General features: G+C 58.3%; 21 protein-coding genes. 10 read left to right on the top strand and 11 right to left on the bottom strand.

Features of this window, described 5'->3' with window-relative positions:
• Window positions 1–17: 17 nt before the first annotated feature.
• Window positions 18–842, top strand: coding sequence for an iron uptake system protein EfeO (gene efeO / locus ACM6JQ_RS16115; protein WP_414894177.1), 825 nt, complete (start codon window positions 18–20; stop codon window positions 840–842).
• A 132-nt stretch (window positions 843–974) separates the two neighbouring features.
• Here the strand turns inward: efeO and pssA are convergent, their stop codons facing one another.
• On the bottom strand, window positions 975–2,318 hold the full coding sequence (gene pssA / locus ACM6JQ_RS16110; protein ID WP_007949921.1) for a CDP-diacylglycerol--serine O-phosphatidyltransferase: 1,344 nt from the start codon (window positions 2,316–2,318) through the stop codon (window positions 975–977).
• Window positions 2,319–2,522: 204 nt separating this feature from the next.
• Here pssA and ACM6JQ_RS16105 point away from each other — a divergent pair, with 204 nt between their 5' ends.
• Entirely contained in the window at window positions 2,523–3,086 is a 564-nt protein-coding gene (locus tag ACM6JQ_RS16105; protein WP_007914737.1) for a TetR/AcrR family transcriptional regulator, read from the top strand.
• A gap of 55 nt (window positions 3,087–3,141) precedes the next feature.
• Window positions 3,142–3,621: a DUF1348 family protein gene (locus tag ACM6JQ_RS16100; RefSeq protein ID WP_007914738.1), complete on the top strand. Its 480-nt coding sequence runs from the start codon at window positions 3,142–3,144 to the stop codon at window positions 3,619–3,621.
• A 122-nt stretch (window positions 3,622–3,743) separates the two neighbouring features.
• On the opposite strand, the gene sfnG is transcribed toward ACM6JQ_RS16100, so the two are convergent.
• A complete protein-coding gene (gene sfnG, locus ACM6JQ_RS16095; RefSeq protein WP_007914750.1) occupies window positions 3,744–4,826 on the bottom strand; it encodes a dimethylsulfone monooxygenase SfnG in 1,083 nt (360 codons plus the stop codon).
• Between the two features lie 360 nt (window positions 4,827–5,186).
• On the opposite strand from sfnG, the gene ACM6JQ_RS16090 reads away from it, so the two are divergent.
• Entirely contained in the window at window positions 5,187–5,966 is a 780-nt protein-coding gene (locus ACM6JQ_RS16090) for a TSUP family transporter (protein ID WP_007914752.1), read from the top strand.
• On the opposite strand, the gene nudC is transcribed toward ACM6JQ_RS16090, so the two are convergent.
• From nudC to ACM6JQ_RS16070, 4 genes are all read right to left on the bottom strand, one after another.
• A complete protein-coding gene (gene nudC, locus ACM6JQ_RS16085) occupies window positions 5,934–6,764 on the bottom strand; it encodes an NAD(+) diphosphatase (protein ID WP_122607227.1) in 831 nt (276 codons plus the stop codon). The genes ACM6JQ_RS16090 and nudC overlap by 33 nt on opposite strands.
• A gap of 6 nt (window positions 6,765–6,770) precedes the next feature.
• Window positions 6,771–7,583, bottom strand: a complete 813-nt coding sequence (locus ACM6JQ_RS16080; protein WP_007914761.1) for a crotonase/enoyl-CoA hydratase family protein — start codon at window positions 7,581–7,583, stop codon at window positions 6,771–6,773.
• Window positions 7,584–7,803: 220 nt separating this feature from the next.
• Window positions 7,804–8,727 carry a magnesium transporter CorA family protein gene (locus tag ACM6JQ_RS16075; protein WP_007914763.1) on the bottom strand — a complete coding sequence of 308 codons (924 nt, stop codon included), beginning with the start codon at window positions 8,725–8,727 and terminating at the stop codon, window positions 7,804–7,806.
• A 7-nt stretch (window positions 8,728–8,734) separates the two neighbouring features.
• Entirely contained in the window at window positions 8,735–10,309 is a 1,575-nt protein-coding gene (locus ACM6JQ_RS16070; protein ID WP_095113257.1) for a RimK family protein, read from the bottom strand.
• A gap of 92 nt (window positions 10,310–10,401) precedes the next feature.
• Between ACM6JQ_RS16070 and ACM6JQ_RS16065 the strand changes: the two genes are divergently transcribed.
• Complete coding sequence (locus ACM6JQ_RS16065; protein WP_414894176.1) at window positions 10,402–11,502, top strand: peptidase C39 family protein; 1,101 nt, start codon at window positions 10,402–10,404, stop codon at window positions 11,500–11,502.
• Between the two features lie 120 nt (window positions 11,503–11,622).
• Here ACM6JQ_RS16065 and ACM6JQ_RS16060 read toward each other — a convergent pair whose 3' ends face one another.
• Window positions 11,623–12,777 carry a PQQ-dependent sugar dehydrogenase gene (locus ACM6JQ_RS16060; RefSeq protein ID WP_414894175.1) on the bottom strand — a complete coding sequence of 385 codons (1,155 nt, stop codon included), beginning with the start codon at window positions 12,775–12,777 and terminating at the stop codon, window positions 11,623–11,625.
• Window positions 12,778–12,829: 52 nt separating this feature from the next.
• Complete coding sequence (locus ACM6JQ_RS16055) at window positions 12,830–13,150, bottom strand: hypothetical protein (protein ID WP_077572772.1); 321 nt, start codon at window positions 13,148–13,150, stop codon at window positions 12,830–12,832.
• Window positions 13,151–13,339: 189 nt separating this feature from the next.
• Between ACM6JQ_RS16055 and ACM6JQ_RS16050 the strand changes: the two genes are divergently transcribed.
• Window positions 13,340–14,206, top strand: coding sequence for a Ku protein (locus tag ACM6JQ_RS16050; protein WP_414894174.1), 867 nt, complete (start codon window positions 13,340–13,342; stop codon window positions 14,204–14,206).
• A gap of 117 nt (window positions 14,207–14,323) precedes the next feature.
• Here ACM6JQ_RS16050 and lpxO read toward each other — a convergent pair whose 3' ends face one another.
• Window positions 14,324–15,223 carry a lipid A hydroxylase LpxO gene (lpxO, locus tag ACM6JQ_RS16045; protein ID WP_007914777.1) on the bottom strand — a complete coding sequence of 300 codons (900 nt, stop codon included), beginning with the start codon at window positions 15,221–15,223 and terminating at the stop codon, window positions 14,324–14,326.
• Window positions 15,224–15,601: 378 nt separating this feature from the next.
• Here lpxO and ACM6JQ_RS16040 point away from each other — a divergent pair, with 378 nt between their 5' ends.
• Both ACM6JQ_RS16040 and ACM6JQ_RS16035 read left to right on the top strand, forming a co-directional pair.
• A complete protein-coding gene (locus ACM6JQ_RS16040) occupies window positions 15,602–17,188 on the top strand; it encodes an ABC-F family ATPase (protein ID WP_007914779.1) in 1,587 nt (528 codons plus the stop codon).
• A 261-nt stretch (window positions 17,189–17,449) separates the two neighbouring features.
• Complete coding sequence (locus ACM6JQ_RS16035; protein ID WP_414894173.1) at window positions 17,450–18,637, top strand: MFS transporter; 1,188 nt, start codon at window positions 17,450–17,452, stop codon at window positions 18,635–18,637.
• A 120-nt stretch (window positions 18,638–18,757) separates the two neighbouring features.
• Here the strand turns inward: ACM6JQ_RS16035 and ACM6JQ_RS16030 are convergent, their stop codons facing one another.
• Both ACM6JQ_RS16030 and ACM6JQ_RS16025 read right to left on the bottom strand, forming a co-directional pair.
• Window positions 18,758–19,795: an alpha/beta hydrolase family protein gene (locus ACM6JQ_RS16030; RefSeq protein ID WP_095113262.1), complete on the bottom strand. Its 1,038-nt coding sequence runs from the start codon at window positions 19,793–19,795 to the stop codon at window positions 18,758–18,760.
• A gap of 236 nt (window positions 19,796–20,031) precedes the next feature.
• Window positions 20,032–20,643: an FMN-dependent NADH-azoreductase gene (locus ACM6JQ_RS16025; protein WP_007914786.1), complete on the bottom strand. Its 612-nt coding sequence runs from the start codon at window positions 20,641–20,643 to the stop codon at window positions 20,032–20,034.
• Window positions 20,644–20,771: 128 nt separating this feature from the next.
• On the opposite strand from ACM6JQ_RS16025, the gene ACM6JQ_RS16020 reads away from it, so the two are divergent.
• Both ACM6JQ_RS16020 and ACM6JQ_RS16015 read left to right on the top strand, forming a co-directional pair.
• Complete coding sequence (locus tag ACM6JQ_RS16020; RefSeq protein WP_095113263.1) at window positions 20,772–21,680, top strand: LysR substrate-binding domain-containing protein; 909 nt, start codon at window positions 20,772–20,774, stop codon at window positions 21,678–21,680.
• The gene (locus tag ACM6JQ_RS16015) at window positions 21,677–22,036 is read left to right on the top strand and encodes an MmcQ/YjbR family DNA-binding protein (protein ID WP_007914790.1); all 360 of its coding nucleotides are present in this window, start codon (window positions 21,677–21,679) and stop codon (window positions 22,034–22,036) included. The genes ACM6JQ_RS16020 and ACM6JQ_RS16015 overlap by 4 nt, the downstream gene beginning before the upstream one ends.
• Window positions 22,037–22,060: the final 24 nt, after the last annotated feature.

Below are 22,060 nucleotides of genomic sequence, written 5' to 3'. Positions count from 1 at the left end.
ACACTGGAGCCGCCCCCATGAAAAAGACGCCACTCGCGTTATTGCTGACCCTAGGTTTGCTCAACACCCCGCTGTCGGCGTTCGCCGCCATGGCACCGCTGGATCTGGTCGGGCCGGTTTCGGACTACAAGATTTACGTCACCGAGCAATTGGATGAACTGGGTAGCCACACCCAACAATTCACCGACGCCGTGAAGAAAGGTGACCTGGCCACCGCGCAAAAGCTCTACGCACCGACCCGCGTTTACTACGAGTCGATCGAGCCGATTGCCGAACTGTTCAGTGACCTCGATGCGTCCATCGACTCCCGCGTCGACGACCACGAGAAAGGCGTGAAGGCCGATGACTTCACCGGTTTCCACCGCATCGAATACTCACTGTTTTCGGAGAAAAGCACCCAAGGCCTGAACGAACTGGCGGACAAGCTCAATAGCGACGTCAAAGACCTGCAGACCCGCGTCGCCGGGCTGACCTTCCCGCCGGAAAAAGTCGTCGGTGGTGCTGCCGCGCTGCTGGAAGAAGTGGCCGCGACCAAGATCTCCGGCGAAGAAGATCGCTACAGCCACACTGACCTGTATGACTTCCAGGGCAACATCGACGGCGCGAAGAAAATCGTTGATCTGTTCCGTCCGCAGATCGAAAAACAGGACAAGGCGTTTGTAGCGAAAGTGGACAAGAACTTTGCCACGGTCGACAAGATTCTGGCCAAGTACAAGACCAAGGACGGTGGTTTCGAGACTTATGACAAGGTAAAGGATAACGACCGTAAGGCGCTGGTCGGGCCGGTGAATACACTGGCGGAAGACCTGTCCACGTTGCGTGGCAAGCTGGGTCTGAATTGATTTTTTGTAGCGTCTAAGCGGGCCCCATCGCTGGTAAGCCAGCTCCCACAGTGTTCTCGGTCATTCACAAATATTGTGTACGCCATAGAACCTGTGGGAGCTGGCTTGCCAGCGATGGCATTTTCAGCAGCCTTACAAAATCCGGTAGAGCAACCGCTCAATCCGCACCCGACTCACGCGCTTGAGAAACTTGGCCACCCCGGCCGGGTATTCCGGCAGCGTCTCCAGACTCTGAAAGCTGTCGATCCGCGTGGTATGGCGGAAAATCTCCTCCAGTTCCTTCGCTCGCGGCTCCAGCCACTCGCCCTTCGGGTCATCAATCAACAACGCGTTCTCAAGATCCAGGCGGAACGCCCGTGGATTCAGGTTGTTACCGGTGAGCAGCGTATAACGCTGATCGATCCACATGCCCTTGAGGTGATAGGTGTTATCGCCGTCGCGCCACAGGTGCAGGTTCAACTGACCGCTGTCGATGTTGCGCTGATGGCGCTTGGCAAAGCGCCGCAGGCTGATCTCGTACAGATACGGCAACGCTGCGATCACCTTGAACGGCTCGCTCGGCGGAATGTAGAAGTCGTTGGCGGTTTTGTCGCCGACGACGATGTCGATTTTCACGCCACGGGCCAATGCGCGGTTGATCTCGCGAATCACCCCCAGCGGCAGATTGAAGTATGGCGTGCAGATGGTCAGCTGTTTTTGCGCGCTGGCGATCAGTTCGAGAATCGCCCGGTTCAGCGGGTTGTTCTTGCCGACGCCGAGCAACGGGGTAACGGACAGACTGTCTCTGGCGGTGCTGCCGGTGGCCGTGTCGTACGTTGCATATTTGAGGCGGCTACGCAGATCACCGATGTCATTGCGCAAGCTACGCGTGGTCGGCAGGTTCGGCAGATCGAGGCGATGCACCGCTTTCGATTCGATCAGGCCGTGCTTGACCAAGTGATGCATCGAGTCCGCCAGCTCGTGGCTTTGCAGTACGTGGTAGCGGTCGAAACGGTATTTGTCGAACTTGTGCAGGTAAACGTTGTTCAGGCTCGCGCCGCTGTAGACCACGCAGTCGTCGATCACGAAGCCTTTCAAATGCAGTACACCAAACAACTCGCGGGTCTGCACCGGAACGCCGTACACCGGCACTTCGCTCTGGTGCGTGCGGGTCATTTCCTGATACCACGCCGAATTGCCCGGCTGCTTGCCGGCGCCGATCAGCCCGCGCTGAGCGCGCAACCAGTCGACCACCACGGCGATTTCCAGCTCGGGACGCTTGAGCTTGGCGGCGTGGAGTGCATCGAGAATTTCCTGACCGGCTTCGTCTTGCTGCAGATACAGCGCAACGATGTAGATGCGCTGGGTCGCTGCAGCGATTTTCTCGAGCAGGCAACGACGAAATTCAGCGGCGCCGGACAGAATGGTCACGGCCTCGGCGGTCAGCGGGAAGCTGCGCAATTTGGGCAGCAAGGAGCGTTTGAAAAGCAACGGCATAGGGCTCGCAATGGGTCGAATCCGAAGAACCCGAGAGCTTACACCATCGCATCCTTCGGGTCTTGTTAGTGCCCGTAATGAGATCAAAAGATCGCAGCCTTCGGCAGCTCCTACACAGGCCAATGTAGGAGCTGCCGAAGGCTGCGATCTTTTGATTTTAAAAAACCATTGCCAAAGGAGAACAATCGTTCTACTGTTCGCCACATGAACGAAATCACTAGCAACGACACACGCGACATCATCCTGGATGTCACCGAAAAGTTGATCTATAAAAGTGGCATCGCTGCCACCAGCATGGACCTTCTGGTGAAAACCGCCGGCGTCTCCAGAAAAAGCATCTACCGCTACTTTGCCGACAAAGACGCGCTGACCGTCGCCGCCTTGCAGCGTCGCGACGTGCGCTGGATGCACTGGTACCGCAGCGCTGTCGATCAGGCCGAAACCCCGGCCGATCGCCTGCTTAACCTGTTCACGGTGCTCAAGAGCTGGTTCGCCTCGGAAGGTTTCCGTGGCTGCGCCTTCATCAACACCAGCGGCGAGACCGGCGATCCACAGGACCCGGTGCGCCTGGTCGCCAAAGAACACAAACAGAAGCTGCTCGACTACGTGTGCGAGCTGTGTACCGAACATGGCGCCGAGGACCCGCAACTGCTGGCCAAACAGTTGCTGATCCTGATTGACGGTGCCATTACCGTAGCGCTTGTGATGGGTGATCACAGTGCCGCCGATAATGCGCAATGCATGGCGCGAAAGTTATTGGACCTGTAACGCCTTAATAAGCCGGACTTGTTGTTCAATTATTAATTAGATTGGGAGACTGAACATGTCTACTGCAGCCCAGGTACGTCCGCCATTGCCGCCCTTCAACCGTGAATCGGCGATCGAGAAAGTTCGTCTGGCCGAGGATGGCTGGAACTCCCGCGACCCGGAACGGGTATCGCTGGCCTATACCCTCGACACCAAGTGGCGTAACCGCGCCGAGTTCGCCAACAACCGCGAAGAAGCCAAGGCCTTCCTCACCCGTAAATGGGCGAAAGAGCTGGATTACCGTTTGATCAAGGAACTCTGGGCTTACTCGGATACTCGCATCGCCGTGCGTTACGCCTATGAATGGCACGATGACTCGGGTAACTGGTTCCGCTCTTATGGCAATGAAAACTGGGAATTCGACGAGCAAGGCCTGATGTTCCAGCGCTACGCGTGCATCAACGACATGCCGATCAAGGAGAGCGAACGCAAGTTCCACTGGCCACTGGGCCGGCGCCCGGATGATCACCCAGGCCTGTCCGACCTCGACCTGTAAGCCAACACAGCTCCAAATGTAGGAGTGAGCCTGCTCGCGATAGCGGTGTGTCAGTCAACATATAAGTTGAATGTTCAGACGCCATCGCGAGCAGGCTCACTCCTACAGGGGATGTGTGGGGTTCAAGCGACGGCGGCGGTCTTCTCGGCCTCCAGCTCACGCACCAGCGGCAACACCCGCCGGCCGAAATATTCGACTTCTTCCTGAAAGTGCAGAAACCCCGCCAGCACCAGATCCACACCCACCGCTTTCAACGCGACAATCCGCTCGGCAATCTGCAGCGGCGTACCAATCAGATTGGTTTTGAAGCCATCGTTGTACTGCACCAGATCCTCAAACGTCGATTTCGCCCAGTTGCCCTCACCTTCCGGCGACGCCCTGCCCGCCTGCTTCGCCGCGTCGCCAAAAGCATTCACTGCCTCTGGATCGGCCTGATCGATGATCTGCGCCAGTACGGCTCTGGCCTCTTCTTCGGTGTCACGGGCGATGACAAAGGCATTCACACCAACCTTCACCGAATGATTGTTCGCCGCTGCTTTGGCACGAATATCGTCAACCTGCGCCTTGATCCCCTCAACGCTGTTGCCGTTGGTGAAATACCAGTCCGAAACCCGCGCGGCCATGTCGCGCGCCGCACGGGAACTGCCGCCCTGGAAGATCTCCGGACGGCCCAGCGGTTTCGGCTTCAGGCTGTAATTGTCGAAGCGGTAGAAGTCGCCGCGAAAGCTGAAGTTGTCCTGACTCCACACGCCGCGCAATGAGCGAATGAACTCCTCGGAACGGCGATAACGCTCGTCATGCTCCAGCCAATGCTCGCCGATGGCCTGGAACTCGCCTTTGAACCAGCCACTGACGATATTCACCGCGATACGGCCATTGGTGAGTTGGTCGATGGTTGCCAGTTGCTTGGCCGCCAGCGCGGGTTGCCATGGGCCGGGCAGAATCGCGGCGATCACCTTGAGTTTGCTGGTGGCCGCGAGTAACGCGTGGCTGAACGCCACGGATTCATGCTGGAACTCCGCACCATACCCGGCGGTGAAACGGATCTGCGTCAGCGCGTATTCGAACCCGGCCGTCTCGGCGAGCTGCGCCAGTTTGCGGTTGTAGTCGATGCCCCAATCGGTGCGCTGTTCGATCTTGCTGACCACCAGCCCACCGCTGACGTTCGGCACCCAGTAGGCAAATTTTACGGCTTGCTGACTCATTGGCGTGTCCTCGGGACATTTGCGGAGATGGGAGTCATAGAGCAGCAAGCGTGCCAGCCTTGGAATGTCCGGTTTTGTTGGGTTTCGGGATGGGGTTGATGTTTTGTGGAAGGGGGATTTGTTGGCGGGTTGTTGTGTGGGCAACAGTTGGTTTATTTGTTGGCTCGACTGCCCTCATCGCTGGCAAGCCAGCTCCCACAAGGATCGGGGTGAACAATGATCCTCAGTGCAACGCAAAAACCTGTGGGAGCTGGCTTGCCAGCGATGGCGTCAGACGGGTCGCCGCAACACTTGGAAATGAGTAACATGACCGCCCTCCCCGCAGCTCACGTTCTGCGCCCTGCCGAATAAGCCGATTCCATGCCTTTCGAACTCAGCGTTGACCTCACCACCCTCGCCATACTGGCCCTTGTCGCTTTCATTGCCGGTTTCATCGACGCCATCGCCGGCGGTGGCGGTCTGCTGACCACGCCTGCGCTGCTGACCGCTGGCCTGCCGCCGCACTTGGTGCTGGGCACCAACAAGTTGAGTTCGACCTTCGGCTCGGCCACCGCCAGTTTCACCTTCTACAAACGCAAATTGTTCCACCCGCGACAGTGGACCCACGCCATTGTCGGCACACTGGTTGGCGCATTGACCGGCGCCGTCGTCGCCCATTACCTGCCGGCCGAATGGCTGAACAAGATGCTTCCGGTAATCGTCTTCGCTTGCGGCCTGTATCTGTTGTTCGGCGGCACGCCAAAAGCGCCACTGGACAGCGACGCCCCGATCAAAAAGAAATGGCAATCGACCCAAGGCTTCAGCCTCGGTTTCTACGACGGTGTGGCCGGCCCCGGTACCGGCGCATTCTGGACAGTAAGCAGCCTGCTGCTCTACCCAATCGATCTGGTCAAGGCCAGCGGCGTGGCGCGCAGCATGAACTTCGTCAGCAACATTGCGGCGCTGTCGGTGTTCGTGTTTTCCGGGCAGGTGGACTGGATCATCGGCCTGAGCATGGGCCTGTCGGTGATGGTCGGCGCGTTCTTTGGCGCGCGCACCGCAATCAGCGGTGGCGCTAAATTCATTCGCCCGGTGTTCATCACCGTGGTGCTGGGTTTGACCGTACGCCTAGCCTGGCAGCACTGGTTCAGCGTGGCCTAAACGCCGCGCCACGTAGACGTCGATCAGGTAACGGGCAATCGACTTGGACGCTGGCAACGGCGGCAAGTCGTGCACGTTGAACCACTGGGCGTCTTCGATCTCGTCTTCCTGACAGACAATTTCGCCACCGGCGTATTCGGCATGGAAGCCGAGCATCATCGAATGCGGGAACGGCCAGCACTGACTGCCCATGTACTGAATGTTCTTCACCTCGATCTGCACTTCTTCGCGCACTTCCCGAATCAGGCAATCCTCGGCGGACTCGCCCGGCTCGGCGAACCCGGCCAGCGTGCTGTAAACCCCGGTGACGAAACGCGGTGAGCGCGCCAACAGGATTTCGTCGCCACGGGTGATCAGCACGATCATGCTCGGCGAAATCCGCGGATAACTGCGCAGGTCGCACGGCTGGCAATACATCGCCCGCTCGCGCGGCACCTGCGTCATGGCCTGCCCGCAGTTGCCGCAGAAACGGTGCTCACGGGCCCAGGTGCCGATCTGCGCGGCATACCCAAGCACCTTGTAGATGGTGTGATCGCCGTCGAGCATGAACGCCCGCAGGCCTTTCCAGTTGCAACCCGACACTTCGCTGGCACTGCGCAGTTCCAGCAAATACACCGGCTCGCCATCGAGATGGCCAATGCCATGCTCGGCGAGAACCGACAAGTCCTGACGCTTGAGCCATTCCCGAGGGAACAACGCGCCGTTGTCGTCGAACAAAAAGCCTTCCGGGCTGCGCGCCACGGCCCAGCCGCCCGGTTGATCGGTGTCCAGTACTGCAGTGGTCCAGCGAGATGTCATGGTTTCTCAGTCCAGGAATTCGGGTTTCTGTTTGCTCATATGGGCAGCCATGGCCACGCGCAAGTCGGTGGATTGCAGCATGGCGGCATTCCAGGTGGCAACGTATTCGAGGCCGTCGTCGATGCGATGGTCGCGCATGTAGCTGATCATTTCCTTGGTGCCGGTGACCGCGATCGGCGATTTCGAAGCGATCTCGCGGGCGATGTCCAGCACACCTTCGAGCAGCGCGTCCTTGTCGCTGTAGACGCGATTGACCAGACCGATGCTGCGCGCCTCTTCGGCGCCAAAAGTGCGACCGGTGTAAGCCAGTTCACGCAGCATGCCGTCACCGATGATCCGTGGCAACCGTTGCAAAGTGCCAACATCGGCGGCCATGCCGATATCGATTTCCTTGATCGAGAATTGTGCGTCTTCGGCGGCATAGCGCATGTCGCACGCGGCGATCAGATCGATGGCGCCGCCCAGGCAATAACCTTGAATGGCCGCAAGCACCGGTTTACGGCAGTTGTCGACGGCGTTGAACGAGGCTTGCAGGGTCAGAATTTTTTTACGCAGCAGGCGCGCGTTGCGGCCGACGTCCTTGCCCAGTTCATTGGCGACGCCGGCGAGCATCATCAGGTCGATGCCGGAGGAGAAATGTTTACCGTTGCCGCTGAGCACCACCACGCGCACTTCGTCGGTGTCGTCGACCCACTGGAAGATCTCGACGATCTCGCTCCAGAACGCCGCGTTCATCGAATTGATCTTTTCCGGGCGATTGATCTGCACATGGGCGATGTTGTCGGCCAGTTCGACGTTGAAGGCGGAGTATTGAGTCATGGCAGTGATCCTTTACCGGGCAGAAAATGAGGCCCGAACTATAACAAGGCATCACGGCGGCGGTTCGGCCAAATGCGGGACTGCAGTGCGCGTTCTCCCCTGTAGGAGCTGCCGAAGGCTGCGATCTTTTGATTTTGTTTTTAAGAGCCAAGATCAAAAGATCGTCCGATCGCGGCCCGAACCTTCGGCAGCTCCTACCCGGGTTATTGCACAACCCCACTCATCGAGCCAAACGCCGCAACCCAAACATCATCCCCCCCGCCCCCAACAACATCACCGCCAGAAACAGCGGATAAGAAATCCACCACGGCGTCCCCGCCGTCATCATGCTGAACTCCGACATGCCACCAATGCTCGCAATCAGGTTCAACGGCAGAAACACCACGTTGATCAACGTCAGCTTGCGCAGCAGGTTGTTCATGCTGTTGTTCATCAGATTGCCGCGCGCATCGATCAACCCGGAAAACACCGTCGAGTAGATTTCCGCCTGCTTGTAGCACTGATTGTTCTCAATGATCAGATCGTCAATCAGGCCGAGCGCTTCACTGCCGAAATGCTGTTTCTCGGCATGATTGCGCAGGCGCGTGAGGACCGCGCCGTTGCTGTGCAGCGCGTTGATGTAATAGATCAGGCTTTCGCTGAGGTTGAACATCTGCACCAGATGCTGGTTCTGCATCGAGTGGTTGAATTTCTGCTGCAGTTCGCGGGCGACCAGTTTGATCACCTTCAGGTGCCCGAGGTAGTGATGGATATTGCTGAACAGCAAATCAAGCAACACATCCAGCGGCGTGTTCAACGGCTGGCGAGTGCCGAGGCCGTGCAGCGGCGTGTCGTCGGTGGCGATCACCAGCAGTTGTCCGGGGGCAAACAGCAATCCGCAGGACGACACTTCAAATGCCAGGCTGCCGCCACCGGAGTAGTTTTCCGGGCGTTTCCAGATCAGAAACAAATGGTCGGGATGAAACTCGATGCGCGACACCTCATCCGGGTCCAGCGCTGACGCCAATGCGTGTTCATCGACCTTGAAATGACTGTGCAGCAAGTCGCGCTCGGCGGCATCGGGGTTGCTGAACAGCATCACCTCGGCGTCCAGTCGCTCGACCCGCTGCAGGGCGCCGTGGCTCAGTGCGAAGCTGTTGATCATCGGCGCCTCACCAGGCCTGGCCGCGACGCTTGAGTTCCAGGCGGCGCACGAACTCTTCCAGCACCAGTGAGTACAGATCGTCGTGCAAATAGGCGTCTTCGATGCCGGCGTCGAGGTTGGGGTTGTCGTTGACTTCGATCACCACCACTTTGTCGCCGGCCTGCTTCAGATCGACACCGTAGAGGCCGTCGCCAATCAGATTGGCGGTCTTCACTGCCAGCTCCACCACCGCACGCGGCGCCTCGTGGATCGCCATCGTGCGGCATTCGCCGTTGACGTCCTGACCTTTGGCCTTGTGGTTGTAGATTTGCCAGTGGCCCTTGGACATGAAGTATTGGCAGGCGAAGATCGGTTTGCGATTGAGCACGCCGATGCGCCAGTCGTACTCGGTGTAGAAAAACTCCTGAGCCAGCAGCAACACCGAGTGCTCAAACAATTCGGCGGTCGCCTCAAGCAGCGCTTGCTGACTTTCGACCTTGATCACGCCGCGGGAAAAACAGCCGTCGGGAATCTTCAGCACCAGCGGAAAGCCGAGGCGCTCGCCTACCCGCTCGAAGTCTTCGGGTCGCTCCTTGTAGAGGATTTCGGTGGCGGGCATGCCCAGTTGATGGCTGTTGAGCAGATCGGTCAGGTAAACCTTGTTGGTGCAGCGCAATATCGACGTTGGGTCATCCATGACCACCAGCCCTTCACTTTCGGCCTTCTTGGCGAAGCGATAAGTGTGGTTGTCGACGCTGGTGGTTTCACGGATCAGCAAACCGTCGTACTCGGCGAGACGTGCGTAATCCTTGCGTTCAATCAGTTCAACGTCGATGCCCATGGTTTTGCCGACCCGGACGAAGTTCGCCAGTGCCTTGGCGTTGGACGGCGGCAACGCCTCCTGCGGATCATGCAGAATCGCCAGGTCGTAGCGCGCTACTTGTGGCGAGCGCGGCATTCGCCAGACTTTACGGCTGAAACCGTCCAGCGCATTGGCAAACTGATCTTCCTGATCGTCGCGCAACTTGTGCAAGGCACCGGACTTGATGCCTTCAATATGCCATCCGTTAGTTCGGCGAAACTCAACTAACAGAATCGGACAGGGAAACACTTCAAACAACTGCCGGGCCAGATCCTGTAATGGCTCGATATGGGTCCGGCCAAAATACAGGGTCAGAGTAAAGCCTTCGGTATCACTGTAGAGATGATGACTGAGGGCTTTCTCAAGGGTTTTATCGAGATCGTCCAATGCCAGACCGTACAGTGATTTTTTTGTCAGTTCGCTGATGGTTCGCACCGACGGAATCACCTTGTGCCCCCGCGCCTCGGCGAGCAACGAGCAGTAGTAACCGTGGCCCAGGTACTTGTAGCTGCGGCACAGATTGATCACCTGCACGCGCTTGCCCGGCTCGCTGTCACAGCTGTGCTCGAGGTATTCCTGCGCCGTCAGGATGTCTTCGCTGGGGAAATATGAGGCCCAGTCTTCCTTGCGCTCGACAATAATCAAAACCTGACTGGATGTTTTAATCGCTGATTTTAAATAAGTTGCCGCCGGCAAACTTTGCTCGGATACTTCGCGCCAATGACCCTGTACCGCTGACATAGAGATTGATCCGTTGGAGAACAAGACCTTTTCTATTAAGCACGAAGTTTTTTGAAAGTCTCGTTTCGTTACGCAACTTTTACGGTGGTCATATGAAGGCTGTTTTTCGTTTGGCGGTAGTTGAAGACTTGCCGGCGTTGCTGGCACTGGAAATGCAATGTTTCACCACGGACCGGCTCACCAGTCGCAGCTTTCAGTGGATGATCACCCGTGCTCACGGGCAGTTGCTGGTGGCGGAGTACGACGGTCAATTGTTGGGTTATGCGTTGGTGTTGTTTCATCGCGGCACTTCGCTCGCGCGGCTGTATTCCATCGCCATCGCCGTCGAGGCGCGCGGCACGGGCCTGGGCAAGGCATTGCTGCAGCGCATTGAAGCGATGGCCCTGGAACATGACTGCGCGTACCTGCGCCTGGAAGTGCGCCTCGACAACCCTGCGGCCATCGCGCTGTACGAGCGCAATGGCTACCGGCGTTTTGCCCTGATTCACGATTACTACGAAGACCACGGCGATGCGCTGCGTCTGGAGAAACGCATTCTCCAGCACCGTGATTCACGCAGCATCAAGGTGCCTTACTACCCGCAAACCACCGATTTCACCTGTGGCCCGGCGTGTCTGTTGATGGCCATGGGCGCATTGCAATCGGAGCGTTTGCTGGAGCGTCGGGAAGAGTTGCAGGTCTGGCGGGAAGCAACGACGGTGTTCATGACCTCCGGCCATGGCGGTTGCAGCCCGCAGGGATTGGCACTGGCGGCGTGGCGTCGGGGATTTCGCGTGCGTATGGCGCTGAGCATGAGTGGGCCGCTGTTCCTCGACGGTGTGCGTGACGCGCATAAAAAAGACGTCATGCGCCTGGTCCACGAAGAGTTTACGGCGCAATTGCAAGAGACCGATGTCGAGTGCGTGATCGGTGCATTGCTGGATCTGCCGCGACTGCTGGATGCCGGTGGACAGCCGTTGGTGTTGATCAGCAGCTATCGACTGACCCGCTCCAAATCGCCGCACTGGGTGATCGTGACCGATTGCGACGAAGACTTCGTTTACCTGCATGACCCGGATGTTGACCACAGCCAGCATCGACAGCCCATGGATTGCCAGCATGTGCCGGTGAGTCATGGGGAGTTCGAGAAAATGTGCCGGTTTGGCCGGGGTAAATTGCGTGCTGCAGTAGTGCTGTATTCCCGCGAAACGTAAACCTCCACATGCAGGAGCTGCCGCAGGCTGCGATCTTTTGATCTTGATCTTGATCTTGAAAACAAGATCAAAAGATCGCAGCCTCGTTGCACTCGACAGCTCCTACAGGGGGAATCTTCTTTAAAGTTCGGGCTTCAGGCCGATTTTGTACAGTGAACCTTTCTCTTCATCGGTCAGCACATACAGATAACCATCCGGCCCTTGCCGCACATCGCGAATCCGCTGATTCAGTTCACCTAGCAAACGCTCCTCGTGCACAACCTTGTCGCCATCGAACTGCAAACGAATCAGTTCCTGAGTCACCAAGGCGCCGACAAACGCATTGTGTTGCCACGGTTTAAAGCGATCCGCATCGTAAAACGCCATGCCGGTGACGCCCGGCGACTTCTCCCAGACATGGTGCGGTGCCACGGTGCCTTCTGCGGTTTTACCCTGGGCTTCGGGGATCGGCTGCATCGAATAATTGATGCCGTGGGTCGCCAGAGGCCAACCGTAGTTCTTGCCGCGCTCGATGATGTTCACCTCATCGCCACCGCGCGGGCCGTGCTCGTTTTCCCATAGCGTGCCGGTCCATGGATTGAGTGCCGCACCCTGCGGGTTGCGCAGGCCGTAGGCCCAGATCTCGGGGCGTACGCCGGACTGACCAACAAACGGGTTGTCATCCGGCACCTTGCCGTCCGGGTAGATGCGCACGACCTTGCCTTGCAGCTTGTCGAGATCCTGCGCGGTCGGCCGGTCGTTGTTCTCACCCAAGGTAATGAACAAATAACCGTCGCGATCAAACACCAGCCGTGAGCCGAAGTGATTGCCGACCGAAAGCTTCGGTTCCTGGCGGAAGATCACTTTGAAATCCTTCAGCGTCTTCAAGTCATCCGAGAGCCGTCCTCGCCCCACAGCGGTGCCGGCCTTGTCGCCGGCACCGCCACCTTCGGCATAGGACAGATAGACCAGACGATCCTGTTTGAAGTCCGGTGACAGCGCGACATCGAGTAACCCGCCCTGCCCCTTGGCCCAGACCTGCGGCACACCGGAGATCGGCGCCGACAGTTTGCCGTCGGCGGCCACCACGCGCAGATTACCCGGACGCTCGGTGACCAGCATGCCTTGGCGATCCGGTAAAAACGCCAGTGCCCAAGGATGCTCAAGGCCTGCGGTGATGGTCGTGACTTCGAGGGTGCCCTGCTCGCTTTGCAGCTCTTTGGGGGCGGCGGCAAAGGCCGCCGCGCTGATCAGCGCGCCGGCACACAGTGTGGCTAGAACGGTTTTACGCAACATGCACGATTCCTTTTGTTCGTTTGCAGGGCCGGCAGAACCTCAGTTCTGCCGCTCAACGGTTGCTGTCTCCGCTGCGCGAAGGTGGGTTGGGAATGAACGTGGGCGGCGTGCTCGGCACCGAGCGGATCGGCTGGCCATTACCAATGCCTCGGTTCTCGACCGTAGGCTGGCGCGGCGTCGGTACAGTGCTCGGTCCCCGAATGGGTGGAGCGCTGGGCTGAGTGCCCTGCATGCTGTTCGGATTGGCCCGGCGGATCGGACTGTTGTAGGGGTTATTGCTATTGCCGGTGGGGCTTTGCGCCAACAGGACGTCGGCATGAACCAGACCACCACTGAGGGTCAGGACGACGATGCCAAGCAGAATTCGGTTCATGACGCTGCCTCTCGATGGGCCGGGGATAGAGCCTTCGAGTCCACGCTACGCTCAGGGTTCGGATTTGTTAACCCGCAAGCCTTAAACAACATGTAACACGGCTTGACCGAGTCCCTGTAAACCCGCGCATTTCGGGGAAACTTTCAGTCACAGCCGCAGGTCATCCGATCATCACTCGGAGAACTCACCATGGCTCGGGCAATCTGGAAAGGCGCAATCAGTTTCGGACTGGTGCACATCCCTGTCGCATTGGTCTCGGCGACCTCGTCGCAGGGCGTCGATTTCGATTGGCTCGACAGCCGCAGCATGGATCCTGTCGGTTATAAACGGGTCAACAAGGTCACCGGCAAAGAAGTCACCAAGGAGCACATCGTCAAAGGTGTGGCCTATGAAAAGGGCCGCTATGTGGTGCTGAGCGAGGAAGAGATTCGCTCGGCGCATCCCGTATCGACGCAGACCATCGACATCTTTTCCTTTGTCGATGCCGAACAGATTCCCCTGCAGAACATCGACACGCCCTACTACCTGGCACCCGACAAACGCGGCGGCAAGGTTTACGCATTGCTGCGTGAAACCCTGAGCAAAACCAACAAGGTCGCCCTCGCCCGCGTAGTGCTGCATACGCGCCAGTACCTCGCGGCGTTGATGCCGCTGGATTCTGCCTTGGTGCTGGTGAAGTTACGCTGGCCGCAAGAGGTGCGCAGCCTCGATGAGCTGGAGTTGGGCAGCGAAGTGACCAAGCCGCAACTGGCCAAGGGTGAACTGGACATGGCCAAACGGTTGGTGCAGGACATGAGCGCGGACTGGAAGCCCGAGGATTACAAGGATGAGTTCGAAGACAAGATCATGGCTCTGGTCGAGAAAAAGGCCCATGAAGGCAAGATCGAGGATGTTGAGTCGGTGGGCGGCGAGGAAGAGCGCAAGACAGCCGATGTTATCGATTTGACCGAGCTGCTTAAACGCAGTCTGGGTGGGAAAGCGGTGGCGAAGCCAAAAGCGAAAGCAGAGAAAACGGCGAAATCTGCGCCGGCGAAGAAGACCAAGAAGGCTTCCTGATAGTGATTGGTTGCCCTTGAGACCGTCATCGATAGCAGGCTCACTCCTACAGGGGAACGCATTTCAAATGTAGGAGTGAGCCTGCTCGCGATGGCGTCAGCAGCGTCTGCCTGGAACTCAGATCAGAATGAAGATCGCCAGCAAACCACCGAAGATCGCCCACTTCTCCATGTAGTAACGCTTGCGATTGCGCTTTTTCAGTTCTTTGCCACGCAGACGAATCTTGTAGATCCGCGTAAACAAGCGGTTGATCCCGCCGGTGCGGTCGCCTGCATCGTTCGGCGCGCCGGCAGCCGACATCACCGTACGGCTGAACCAAGCGTTGAACGCGGCGGCCCAGCGGTACTTCATCGGGCGCTCAATGTCGCAGAACAGGATGATGCGGTTCTTGTCGGTGGTATTTTCGGCGTAATGAATAAACGTCTCGTCGAACATCACCGCTTCGCCGTCACGCCAGTGGTAGCTCTCACCGTCGACGTTGATGTAGCAACCGGCGTCGTTCGGCGTGTCCAGGCCCAGGTGATAACGATACGAGCCGGCATACGGGTCACGGTGACGCACCAGTTTCGAGCCCGGTGGCAGCTCGGCGAACATCGCGGCTTTGATCGAACCAATGCTTTGCACCAGTTCGGTGGTGCGCGGACACAGCTTCATCGCCGACGGATGGCTTTCGCCGTACCACTTCAGGTAGAAACGCTTCCAGCCGCTTTTGAAGAACGAGTTGAACCCGACATCGTCGTACTGGTTAGAGCGCTTGATCTCGCCGGCACGCAGCAAATTCTGCCCTTCTTCGCGGATTTCCTCCCAGTGTGCCTGCAACGGGCTCAAGTCAGGAAACTCGCTCGGGTCCAGGTACGGCTGGTTCGGCTTCTTCGAAAACAGATAAAGAAAGCAGTTGATCGGCGCCAGAAACGTCGAGTGGTCGCTTAGTTGTCGACCGAGCTTGTGGCGCACACGCCCACGCAAATGAACGTATGCAATGGAAATGACATAAATAGCAGCAATGATGAGTTTCACGGAAATCGTCACACGTCAGAAGTGAACAAACTGCGCGCCTGGCGGCCTGAGGCTCAGCGTCTTATGCAGTGGTCTGATTACAAATGGCACGTCCTTGGCCCGCGCCGTTACCGGACGCTCGGTGAAAGGTGGCATTTTAGCCACAGTTTGTAACCGATAGTGAATCTTCAACTGTGAAAAACTGTCCCGCGATGACGCCAATCGGCAATCGTGGCGTGATCGCCCTATCGTTTAGAGAGCCAGACCAGTACAATCGCCGCCAAACTTTACGCGCCCCCCTTGGTTGATGACGGGACTCTCCCGCTTCAGCGCACTTCGACTCGGGCCAAGCGCTGCAGCCGCACCCTCGCTACTCAGAATGCTTCGCAGGAATAACTCTTGATCTCTACAGCTAACATCACGATGCAGTTCGGCGCCAAGCCGCTCTTCGAAAACGTTTCGGTCAAATTCGGCGCGGGCAACCGCTATGGCCTGATCGGCGCCAACGGTTGCGGCAAGTCGACCTTCATGAAAATCCTCGGCGGCGACCTCGACCCGTCCGGCGGTCAGGTCATGCTCGAGCCGAACGTGCGTCTGGGTAAATTGCGCCAGGACCAGTTCGCTTACGAAGAATTCACCGTGATCGACACCGTGATCATGGGTCACGAAGAGCTGTGGAAGGTCAAAGCCGAGCGCGATCGTATCTACTCGCTGCCGGAAATGAGCGAAGAAGACGGCATGGCCGTGGCCGAGCTGGAAACCGAATTCGCCGAAATGGACGGCTACACCGCCGAATCCCGTGCCGGTGAACTGTTGCTGGGCCTGGGTATCGGCATCGAGCAGCACTTCGGCCCGATGAGCGAAGTCTCGCCAGGCTGGAAACTGCGCGTATTGCTGGCGCAGGCACTGTTTTCCGATCCGGAAGTGCTGTTGCTCGACGAACCGACCAACCACCTGGACATCAACACCATTCGCTGGCTGGAAAACGTTCTGACCCAGCGTAACAGCCTGATGATCATCATCTCTCACGACCGTCACTTCCTGAACAGCGTGTGCACGCACATGGCTGACCTGGATTACGGCGAGCTGCGTCTGTTCCCGGGCAACTACGACGAGTACATGACCGTGGCGACCCAGTCCCGCGAGCAACTGCTGTCGGACAACGCCAAGAAGAAAGCACAGATCTCCGAGCTGCAATCGTTCGTCAGCCGCTTCTCGGCCAACGCCTCGAAAGCCAAACAGGCTACTTCCCGCGCCAAGGCGATCGACAAGATCCAGCTGGCCGAGGTCAAGCCTTCGAGCCGCGTGAGCCCGTTCATCCGCTTCGATCAGAACAAAAAGCTGCACCGCCAGGCGGTCATCGTCGAAAAAATGGCCAAAGGCTTTGACGGCAAACCACTGTTCAAAGACTTCAGCTTCCAGGTTGAAGCCGGCGAGCGCGTGGCGATCATCGGCCCGAACGGTATCGGTAAAACCACCCTGCTGCGCACCCTGGTCAACGAACTGACCCCGGATGCCGGCAGCATCAAGTGGACCGACGCTGCGGAACTGGGCTACTACGCTCAGGACCACGCGCACGACTTCGAAGACGACGTCACCCTGTTCGACTGGATGGGTCAGTGGACTCAGGGCGAGCAGATGATTCGCGGTACTTTGGGTCGCATGCTGTTTTCCAACGACGAGATCCTCAAGTCGGTCAAAGTGATTTCCGGTGGTGAGCAAGGTCGCATGCTGTTCGGCAAGCTGATTCTGCAAAAGCCGAACGTGCTGATCATGGACGAACCCACCAACCACTTGGACATGGAATCGATCGAGGCGCTGAACCTGGCGCTGGAAAACTATCCGGGCACGCTGATCTTCGTCAGCCACGACCGTGAGTTCGTATCGTCCCTGGCCACGCGCATCATCGAGCTGAGCCCGGATGGCGTGACTGACTTCAGCGGCACTTACGATGACTACCTGCGTAGTCAGGGCGTCGTGTTCTAAACAGCAGTTGAAACTGAAAAGCCCTGTCCATGTGACGGGGCTTTTTGCATGTGTTCGGTCAGAAATTCATTGGTTCAGATACCATCGCGAGCAGGCTCACTCCTACAAGGGTTCGCATTTCAAATGTAGGAGTGAGCCTGCTCGCGATAGGGCCATCAGCAGCAACATCGATCCTCAGGGAAAGTAGTTAGCCTGCTTTCTTTTATTTCAAGCCCAAGCCATGATGCGAGCTCTCCCACCGCCGCCCGCGAACGAGTCCTCATGTCTGCGCAGCAACTGCCACCGCAAAGCTCCATGGCGATCACCCTGCAGATCGTCTCCATCGTTTTCTATACCTTTATTGCGTTCCTCTGCATCGGTCTGCCGATTGCGGTGTTGCCGGGTTATGTGCATGAACAATTGGGTTTCAGCGCGGTGATTGCCGGTCTGGTGATTGGCTCGCAATACCTGGCCACCCTACTCAGCCGGCCAATGGCGGGACGCATGTCGGATACGCTCGGAACCAAACGGGCGATCATTTATGGCTTGTGGGGGATTGTCCTCAGCGGCTTGCTGACGTTGCTTTCCACACTGCTGCAGGAGTTTGCGCTGGCGAGCCTGATCATCCTGATCATCGGCCGTTTGCTCCTCGGTATCGCGCAGGGCTTGATCGGCGTCGGCACCATCAGTTGGTGCATGGGCCAAGTGGGTGTCGAACACACGGCGAAATCCATTGGCTGGAACGGTATCGCGTCCTATGGCGCGATTGCCATTGGCGCGCCGCTGGGTGTGGTGATGGTCGCCGATTACGGCTTTACCAGCCTCGGCATCGCGCTGGCGGTACTGGCGGCAGGCGCGCTGCTACTGATCCGCAACAAACCCTCGGTGCCGGTGATACGCGGCGAACGGCTGCCGTTCTGGGCGGTATTCGGACGGATTGCCCCGTATGGCGCCAGCCTGACCCTGGCCTCGATCGGCTACGGCACGCTGACCACCTTCATCACTTTGTATTACCTGAACCGTGGCTGGACCGGCGCAGCGTACTGCCTGACGGTGTTCGGCGTGTGCTTCATCCTGTCGCGCCTGATGTTTATCTCGGCGATCAGTCGCTTCGGCGGGTTCAGGTCCGCCATTGCTTGTATGACTATAGAAACCGTCGGGCTGGTGCTGTTGTGGCTGGCGCCGTCCACCGCTTTTGCCTTGATCGGCGCGGGATTGGCCGGGTTTGGCTTGTCGCTGGTGTACCCGGCGTTGGGTGTAGAGGCGATCAAGCAAGTGCCCAGCTCCAGCCGTGGTTCCGGGCTGGGCGCTTACGCGGTGTTCTTCGATCTGGCGCTGGCGATTGCCGGGCCGTTGATGGGCGCGGTGGCGTTGAATCTGGGGTATTCGTGGATTTTCTTTAGTGCGGCACTGTTGTCGGTGATTGGGCTGGGGCTGACTTTGCTGCTCCAGCGCCGGGCAACGACCTGAAGTCCGACGCAGCCCCCTGTAGGAGTGAGCCTGCTCGCGATAGCGGTGTGTCAGTCGACATAATCTTTTCTGATGAACCGCTATCGCGAACAGGCTCACTCCTACAGGGGATTTGCGGGGTTATTGATCTGCGGTTTGCATGCCGGCCCGGGTTGGTCTGCCCAGCGTGTGCGAGAAGAACCGTCCAGCCTCGGAGATCAGGTTGCGATGGATATCCTCGCGATCCACGCCATCAGCATCGGTACACAACGCCGGCATCGCGCGAATCTGTTCTTCATTGCACGGCGCCATAAAGACGAAGTGCCCTGCCCCGGCGAGTAATTTGAAATCCGGCGCCGTCGGCAGTTTGCGCGCCAGCGCCGCCGCGTTCTTGTCGAAGGCGACCAGTTTGTCGCCATCACCGCTGTAGAGCAGCACCGGCACATGCACATCGGCCAAGGTGTGACGGCCGAACTTCAAGCTCAGCGGCGCCATCAGCAGCAAGGCATGAACGCGCGGATCCGCGACCGGTTGCAGGTCATCTCGATCAACGATCAATTCACCCTGCGTGTTGCAGGCATCACGATCATCTGGACGCTCCTGGCAATAACGACGCAGGCGATCAAGATCCGGTTGCGCCCCCGACAGGATCAACGCCGTTTCGCCGCCCGCCGAATAGCCAATCACCCCGACCTGATCGGCATTGACGTACGGCGCGAGCATGCGGTCGCCAAGCGTGGCGGTAATCGCTTCGGAAATCTGGATTGGCCGACCATAGAGATTGCTCAGGGTGCCCAATCGGCTGTGGTCTTTGGAGTTGTCGCCGGGGTGAATCACCGCGACCACGACAAAGCCTTTGCGTGCCAGTGAGGTCGCGAGGTCATGCAGCGCCAGCGGCGTGCCGGTGTTGCCATGGGAGAGCATCAGCATCGGGAAGCGGCCGATGGCGACTTTGGTGTCTTCGCCAGCCTCGACCGAATAACCCTCGAGCAGGCTCATGTGTTCGCGGTCGCTGGAGGGATAAAAGGCGATCGCGCGCATCGGTTGCAGATCCAGCGGATCCAGAAAGGTCATTTCGTGGTAGCCGACGCTCCACACCGGGTGTCGCCCAGGCGCAGCCTGCACTGAATTCAGGCCGCCGAGCAGGCAAATCAGTAACGCTGCACAAAGACGCATCATGGGATGCCCCACCCTGTTGTTACTCAATCGAAAGTTCCGCTGCGTTGCGGGCCTTAACCCCCGGGGATTAGGTGTTCCGGTACGACAATGCATTCAGACACTGATTGTGTGACTGCATAACCCGGGCCAGATTATGTAACAGTCAGAAACAAAAAACTCCGTATTCGCCCCTTGCGGAACCAGAATACAGAGTTTTTTGGGGGTTACCTGAACATCAGCTGTTCTTTACGCAAGCCTTACGCGGCGGCGAACAGTTGCTCGCTGATCTTCGCCTGAGCAGCGGTCATGGCGTTGTTGCGCACTTCTTCGCCATACGCCAGGCCTTCGGCACGGACGATTTCGATATCGGTGATGCCAAGGAAGCCCAGTACCAGCTTCAGATATTCTTCGTGAGCGATGCCGCTGGCTTGGCCGGCGTGGATGCCGCCGGCAGTGGAGACGATCACGACTTTCTTGCCGCCGCACAGGCCTTCAGGGCCGGCTTCGGTGTAACGGAAGGTCTGACCGGCGACTGCTACGCGATCGATCCACGCCTTGAGTTGGGTCGGTACGGTGAAGTTGTACATCGGAGCCGCGATAACAACGGCGTCGGCGGCGATGAACTCGGCCAGGGTCGAAGCGCTCAGTTCGGCTTCGTGCTGTTGTGCGGCGTTACGCAGCTCAGCAGTAGTGCCAGCGGCGACCAGGGTGGTCGACGAGAAGTGGCTGATAGCGTCGGCGGCCAGATCGCGGTAAGTCACGACTGCGCTTGGCTCGGCGGCCTGCCAGGCTTTGACGACTTCGCTGCTCAACTGACGGGAAGCCGAGTTGTCGCCCAGAATGCTCGAATCGATATGCAGCAGTTTCATGTGGAATCTCCTGGAAGGAATCGCCGGTGGCGACGGAATGGAGACAATCCTACGCAAGAAACCAATGGATGATTAGCCGCCTGAAATGCGATAGTTTGTCCCACTGATAGAACAGTTGGAATTAACCGATGCAAGACCTCAACGATCTCTATTATTTCGCCAAAGTCGTCGAGGCTGGCGGTTTTGCTGCGGCCGGGCGATTGCTCGGGATTCCCAAGTCACGGCTGTCGCGGCGTATTGCCGAACTGGAAGAACGCCTCGGTGCGCGTTTGCTGCAACGTACCACCCGGCAACTCAATCTCACCGCCGTTGGCGAACGTTATCTGCGTCACTGCCAGGCGATGTTGCTGGAAGCGGAAATGGCCGATGAGGCGGTGGCGAGCATGTCCAGTGAGCCGCGCGGTCGCCTGCGCGTTTCCTGCCCCACCGGTCTGGCCCGGGAAATGTTGCCGTGGGTCATCAGCGAATTCCTCGGCAAATTTCCTCAGGTGCAACTGGAAGTCGTCCTGCTCAATCGTCGGGTCGATCTGGTCGGCGAAGGTTTTGATGTCGCATTGCGCGTGCGTGAACACGGTGATGAGGATCCGCTGCTGGTGACCCGGCGTTTGCGTCAGGCACAAATGGTCGTGGTCGCCAGCCCGGCGTTTTTACAAGGCCAGACGATCAATCATCCGCAAGATCTGAAAAATCTGCCGGTGTTGGGGGCGCTGGAGGCCGATCGCATGGTGCATGTGCGTTTGCTCGATCAGCAGGGCCACAGTTTCGAACTGAACATGGAAGCCCGCCTGGGCATCGATGACTTTGTCGTACGCAAGGCCTGCGTGCTGGCCGGTCAGGGCTTTACCCTGTTGCCGATGATGTATTGCGAGGCGGAACTGGAAAACGGCACGCTGGTGCAGATGCTGCCCGAGTGGTCACTGCCCGGCGGCTGGCTGCAAGCGGTGTATCCGCATCGACGCGGGGTGATGCCGGCGGTGCGCGCATGGATCGATCATCTGGTCGAGTCGTTCAATGCCTGTGGGGAGCGGTTGTTATGAGCAAGGGAAAAATGAGCGAAGCCGACGTCGCGGCGTTCTGCCTGGCATTGCCGGGTGCTCGGGAAGATTACAAATGGGGTGGCGTGCGGGTGTTTTCGATTGCCGGCAACAAGATGTTTGCCTTGCAGGGGCTGCGTGGAGATTCGTTGGCATTCAAGGTCGACAAGGATCTGTTTCTCGGTCATTGCGACCGCCCGGGGATTCATCCGGCGCCGTATCTGGCGCGGGCGCAGTGGATCATCATGCATCCGCCCTACCCGTTGGCTGCCGAGGAACTGAAGGAGTTGTTGCAGCGTTCGCATCAACTGGTGGTAAGCAAGTTGCCGAAGAAAACCCAAATCGGTTTGTTGCTGTAACCCCAATCCCTGTAGGAGTGAGGC

The sequence above is a fragment of the Pseudomonas sp. IT-232MI5 genome, from assembly GCF_949767845.1.
Taxonomy (GTDB): domain Bacteria; phylum Pseudomonadota; class Gammaproteobacteria; order Pseudomonadales; family Pseudomonadaceae; genus Aquipseudomonas.
Note: the sequence above shows the minus strand (reverse complement) of the source record. Positions and strands in the feature narration are given on the sequence as shown.

Bases quoted from the DNA above. Each gene is read 5' to 3' on its own strand.
- efeO (WP_414894177.1), top strand. From the start codon at position 18: ATGAAAAAGACGCCACTCGCGTTATTGCTGACCCTAGGTTTGCTCAAC.
- pssA (WP_007949921.1), bottom strand. From the start codon at position 2,318: ATGCCGTTGCTTTTCAAACGCTCCTTGCTGCCCAAATTGCGCAGCTTC.
- ACM6JQ_RS16105 (WP_007914737.1), top strand. From the start codon at position 2,523: ATGAACGAAATCACTAGCAACGACACACGCGACATCATCCTGGATGTC.
- ACM6JQ_RS16100 (WP_007914738.1), top strand. From the start codon at position 3,142: ATGTCTACTGCAGCCCAGGTACGTCCGCCATTGCCGCCCTTCAACCGT.
- sfnG (WP_007914750.1), bottom strand. From the start codon at position 4,826: ATGAGTCAGCAAGCCGTAAAATTTGCCTACTGGGTGCCGAACGTCAGC.
- ACM6JQ_RS16090 (WP_007914752.1), top strand. From the start codon at position 5,187: ATGCCTTTCGAACTCAGCGTTGACCTCACCACCCTCGCCATACTGGCC.
- nudC (WP_122607227.1), bottom strand. From the start codon at position 6,764: ATGACATCTCGCTGGACCACTGCAGTACTGGACACCGATCAACCGGGC.
- ACM6JQ_RS16080 (WP_007914761.1), bottom strand. From the start codon at position 7,583: ATGACTCAATACTCCGCCTTCAACGTCGAACTGGCCGACAACATCGCC.
- ACM6JQ_RS16075 (WP_007914763.1), bottom strand. From the start codon at position 8,727: ATGATCAACAGCTTCGCACTGAGCCACGGCGCCCTGCAGCGGGTCGAG.
- ACM6JQ_RS16070 (WP_095113257.1), bottom strand. From the start codon at position 10,309: ATGTCAGCGGTACAGGGTCATTGGCGCGAAGTATCCGAGCAAAGTTTG.
- ACM6JQ_RS16065 (WP_414894176.1), top strand. From the start codon at position 10,402: ATGAAGGCTGTTTTTCGTTTGGCGGTAGTTGAAGACTTGCCGGCGTTG.
- ACM6JQ_RS16060 (WP_414894175.1), bottom strand. From the start codon at position 12,777: ATGTTGCGTAAAACCGTTCTAGCCACACTGTGTGCCGGCGCGCTGATC.
- ACM6JQ_RS16055 (WP_077572772.1), bottom strand. From the start codon at position 13,150: ATGAACCGAATTCTGCTTGGCATCGTCGTCCTGACCCTCAGTGGTGGT.
- ACM6JQ_RS16050 (WP_414894174.1), top strand. From the start codon at position 13,340: ATGGCTCGGGCAATCTGGAAAGGCGCAATCAGTTTCGGACTGGTGCAC.
- ACM6JQ_RS16035 (WP_414894173.1), top strand. From the start codon at position 17,450: ATGTCTGCGCAGCAACTGCCACCGCAAAGCTCCATGGCGATCACCCTG.
- ACM6JQ_RS16030 (WP_095113262.1), bottom strand. From the start codon at position 19,795: ATGATGCGTCTTTGTGCAGCGTTACTGATTTGCCTGCTCGGCGGCCTG.
- ACM6JQ_RS16025 (WP_007914786.1), bottom strand. From the start codon at position 20,643: ATGAAACTGCTGCATATCGATTCGAGCATTCTGGGCGACAACTCGGCT.
- ACM6JQ_RS16020 (WP_095113263.1), top strand. From the start codon at position 20,772: ATGCAAGACCTCAACGATCTCTATTATTTCGCCAAAGTCGTCGAGGCT.
- ACM6JQ_RS16015 (WP_007914790.1), top strand. From the start codon at position 21,677: ATGAGCAAGGGAAAAATGAGCGAAGCCGACGTCGCGGCGTTCTGCCTG.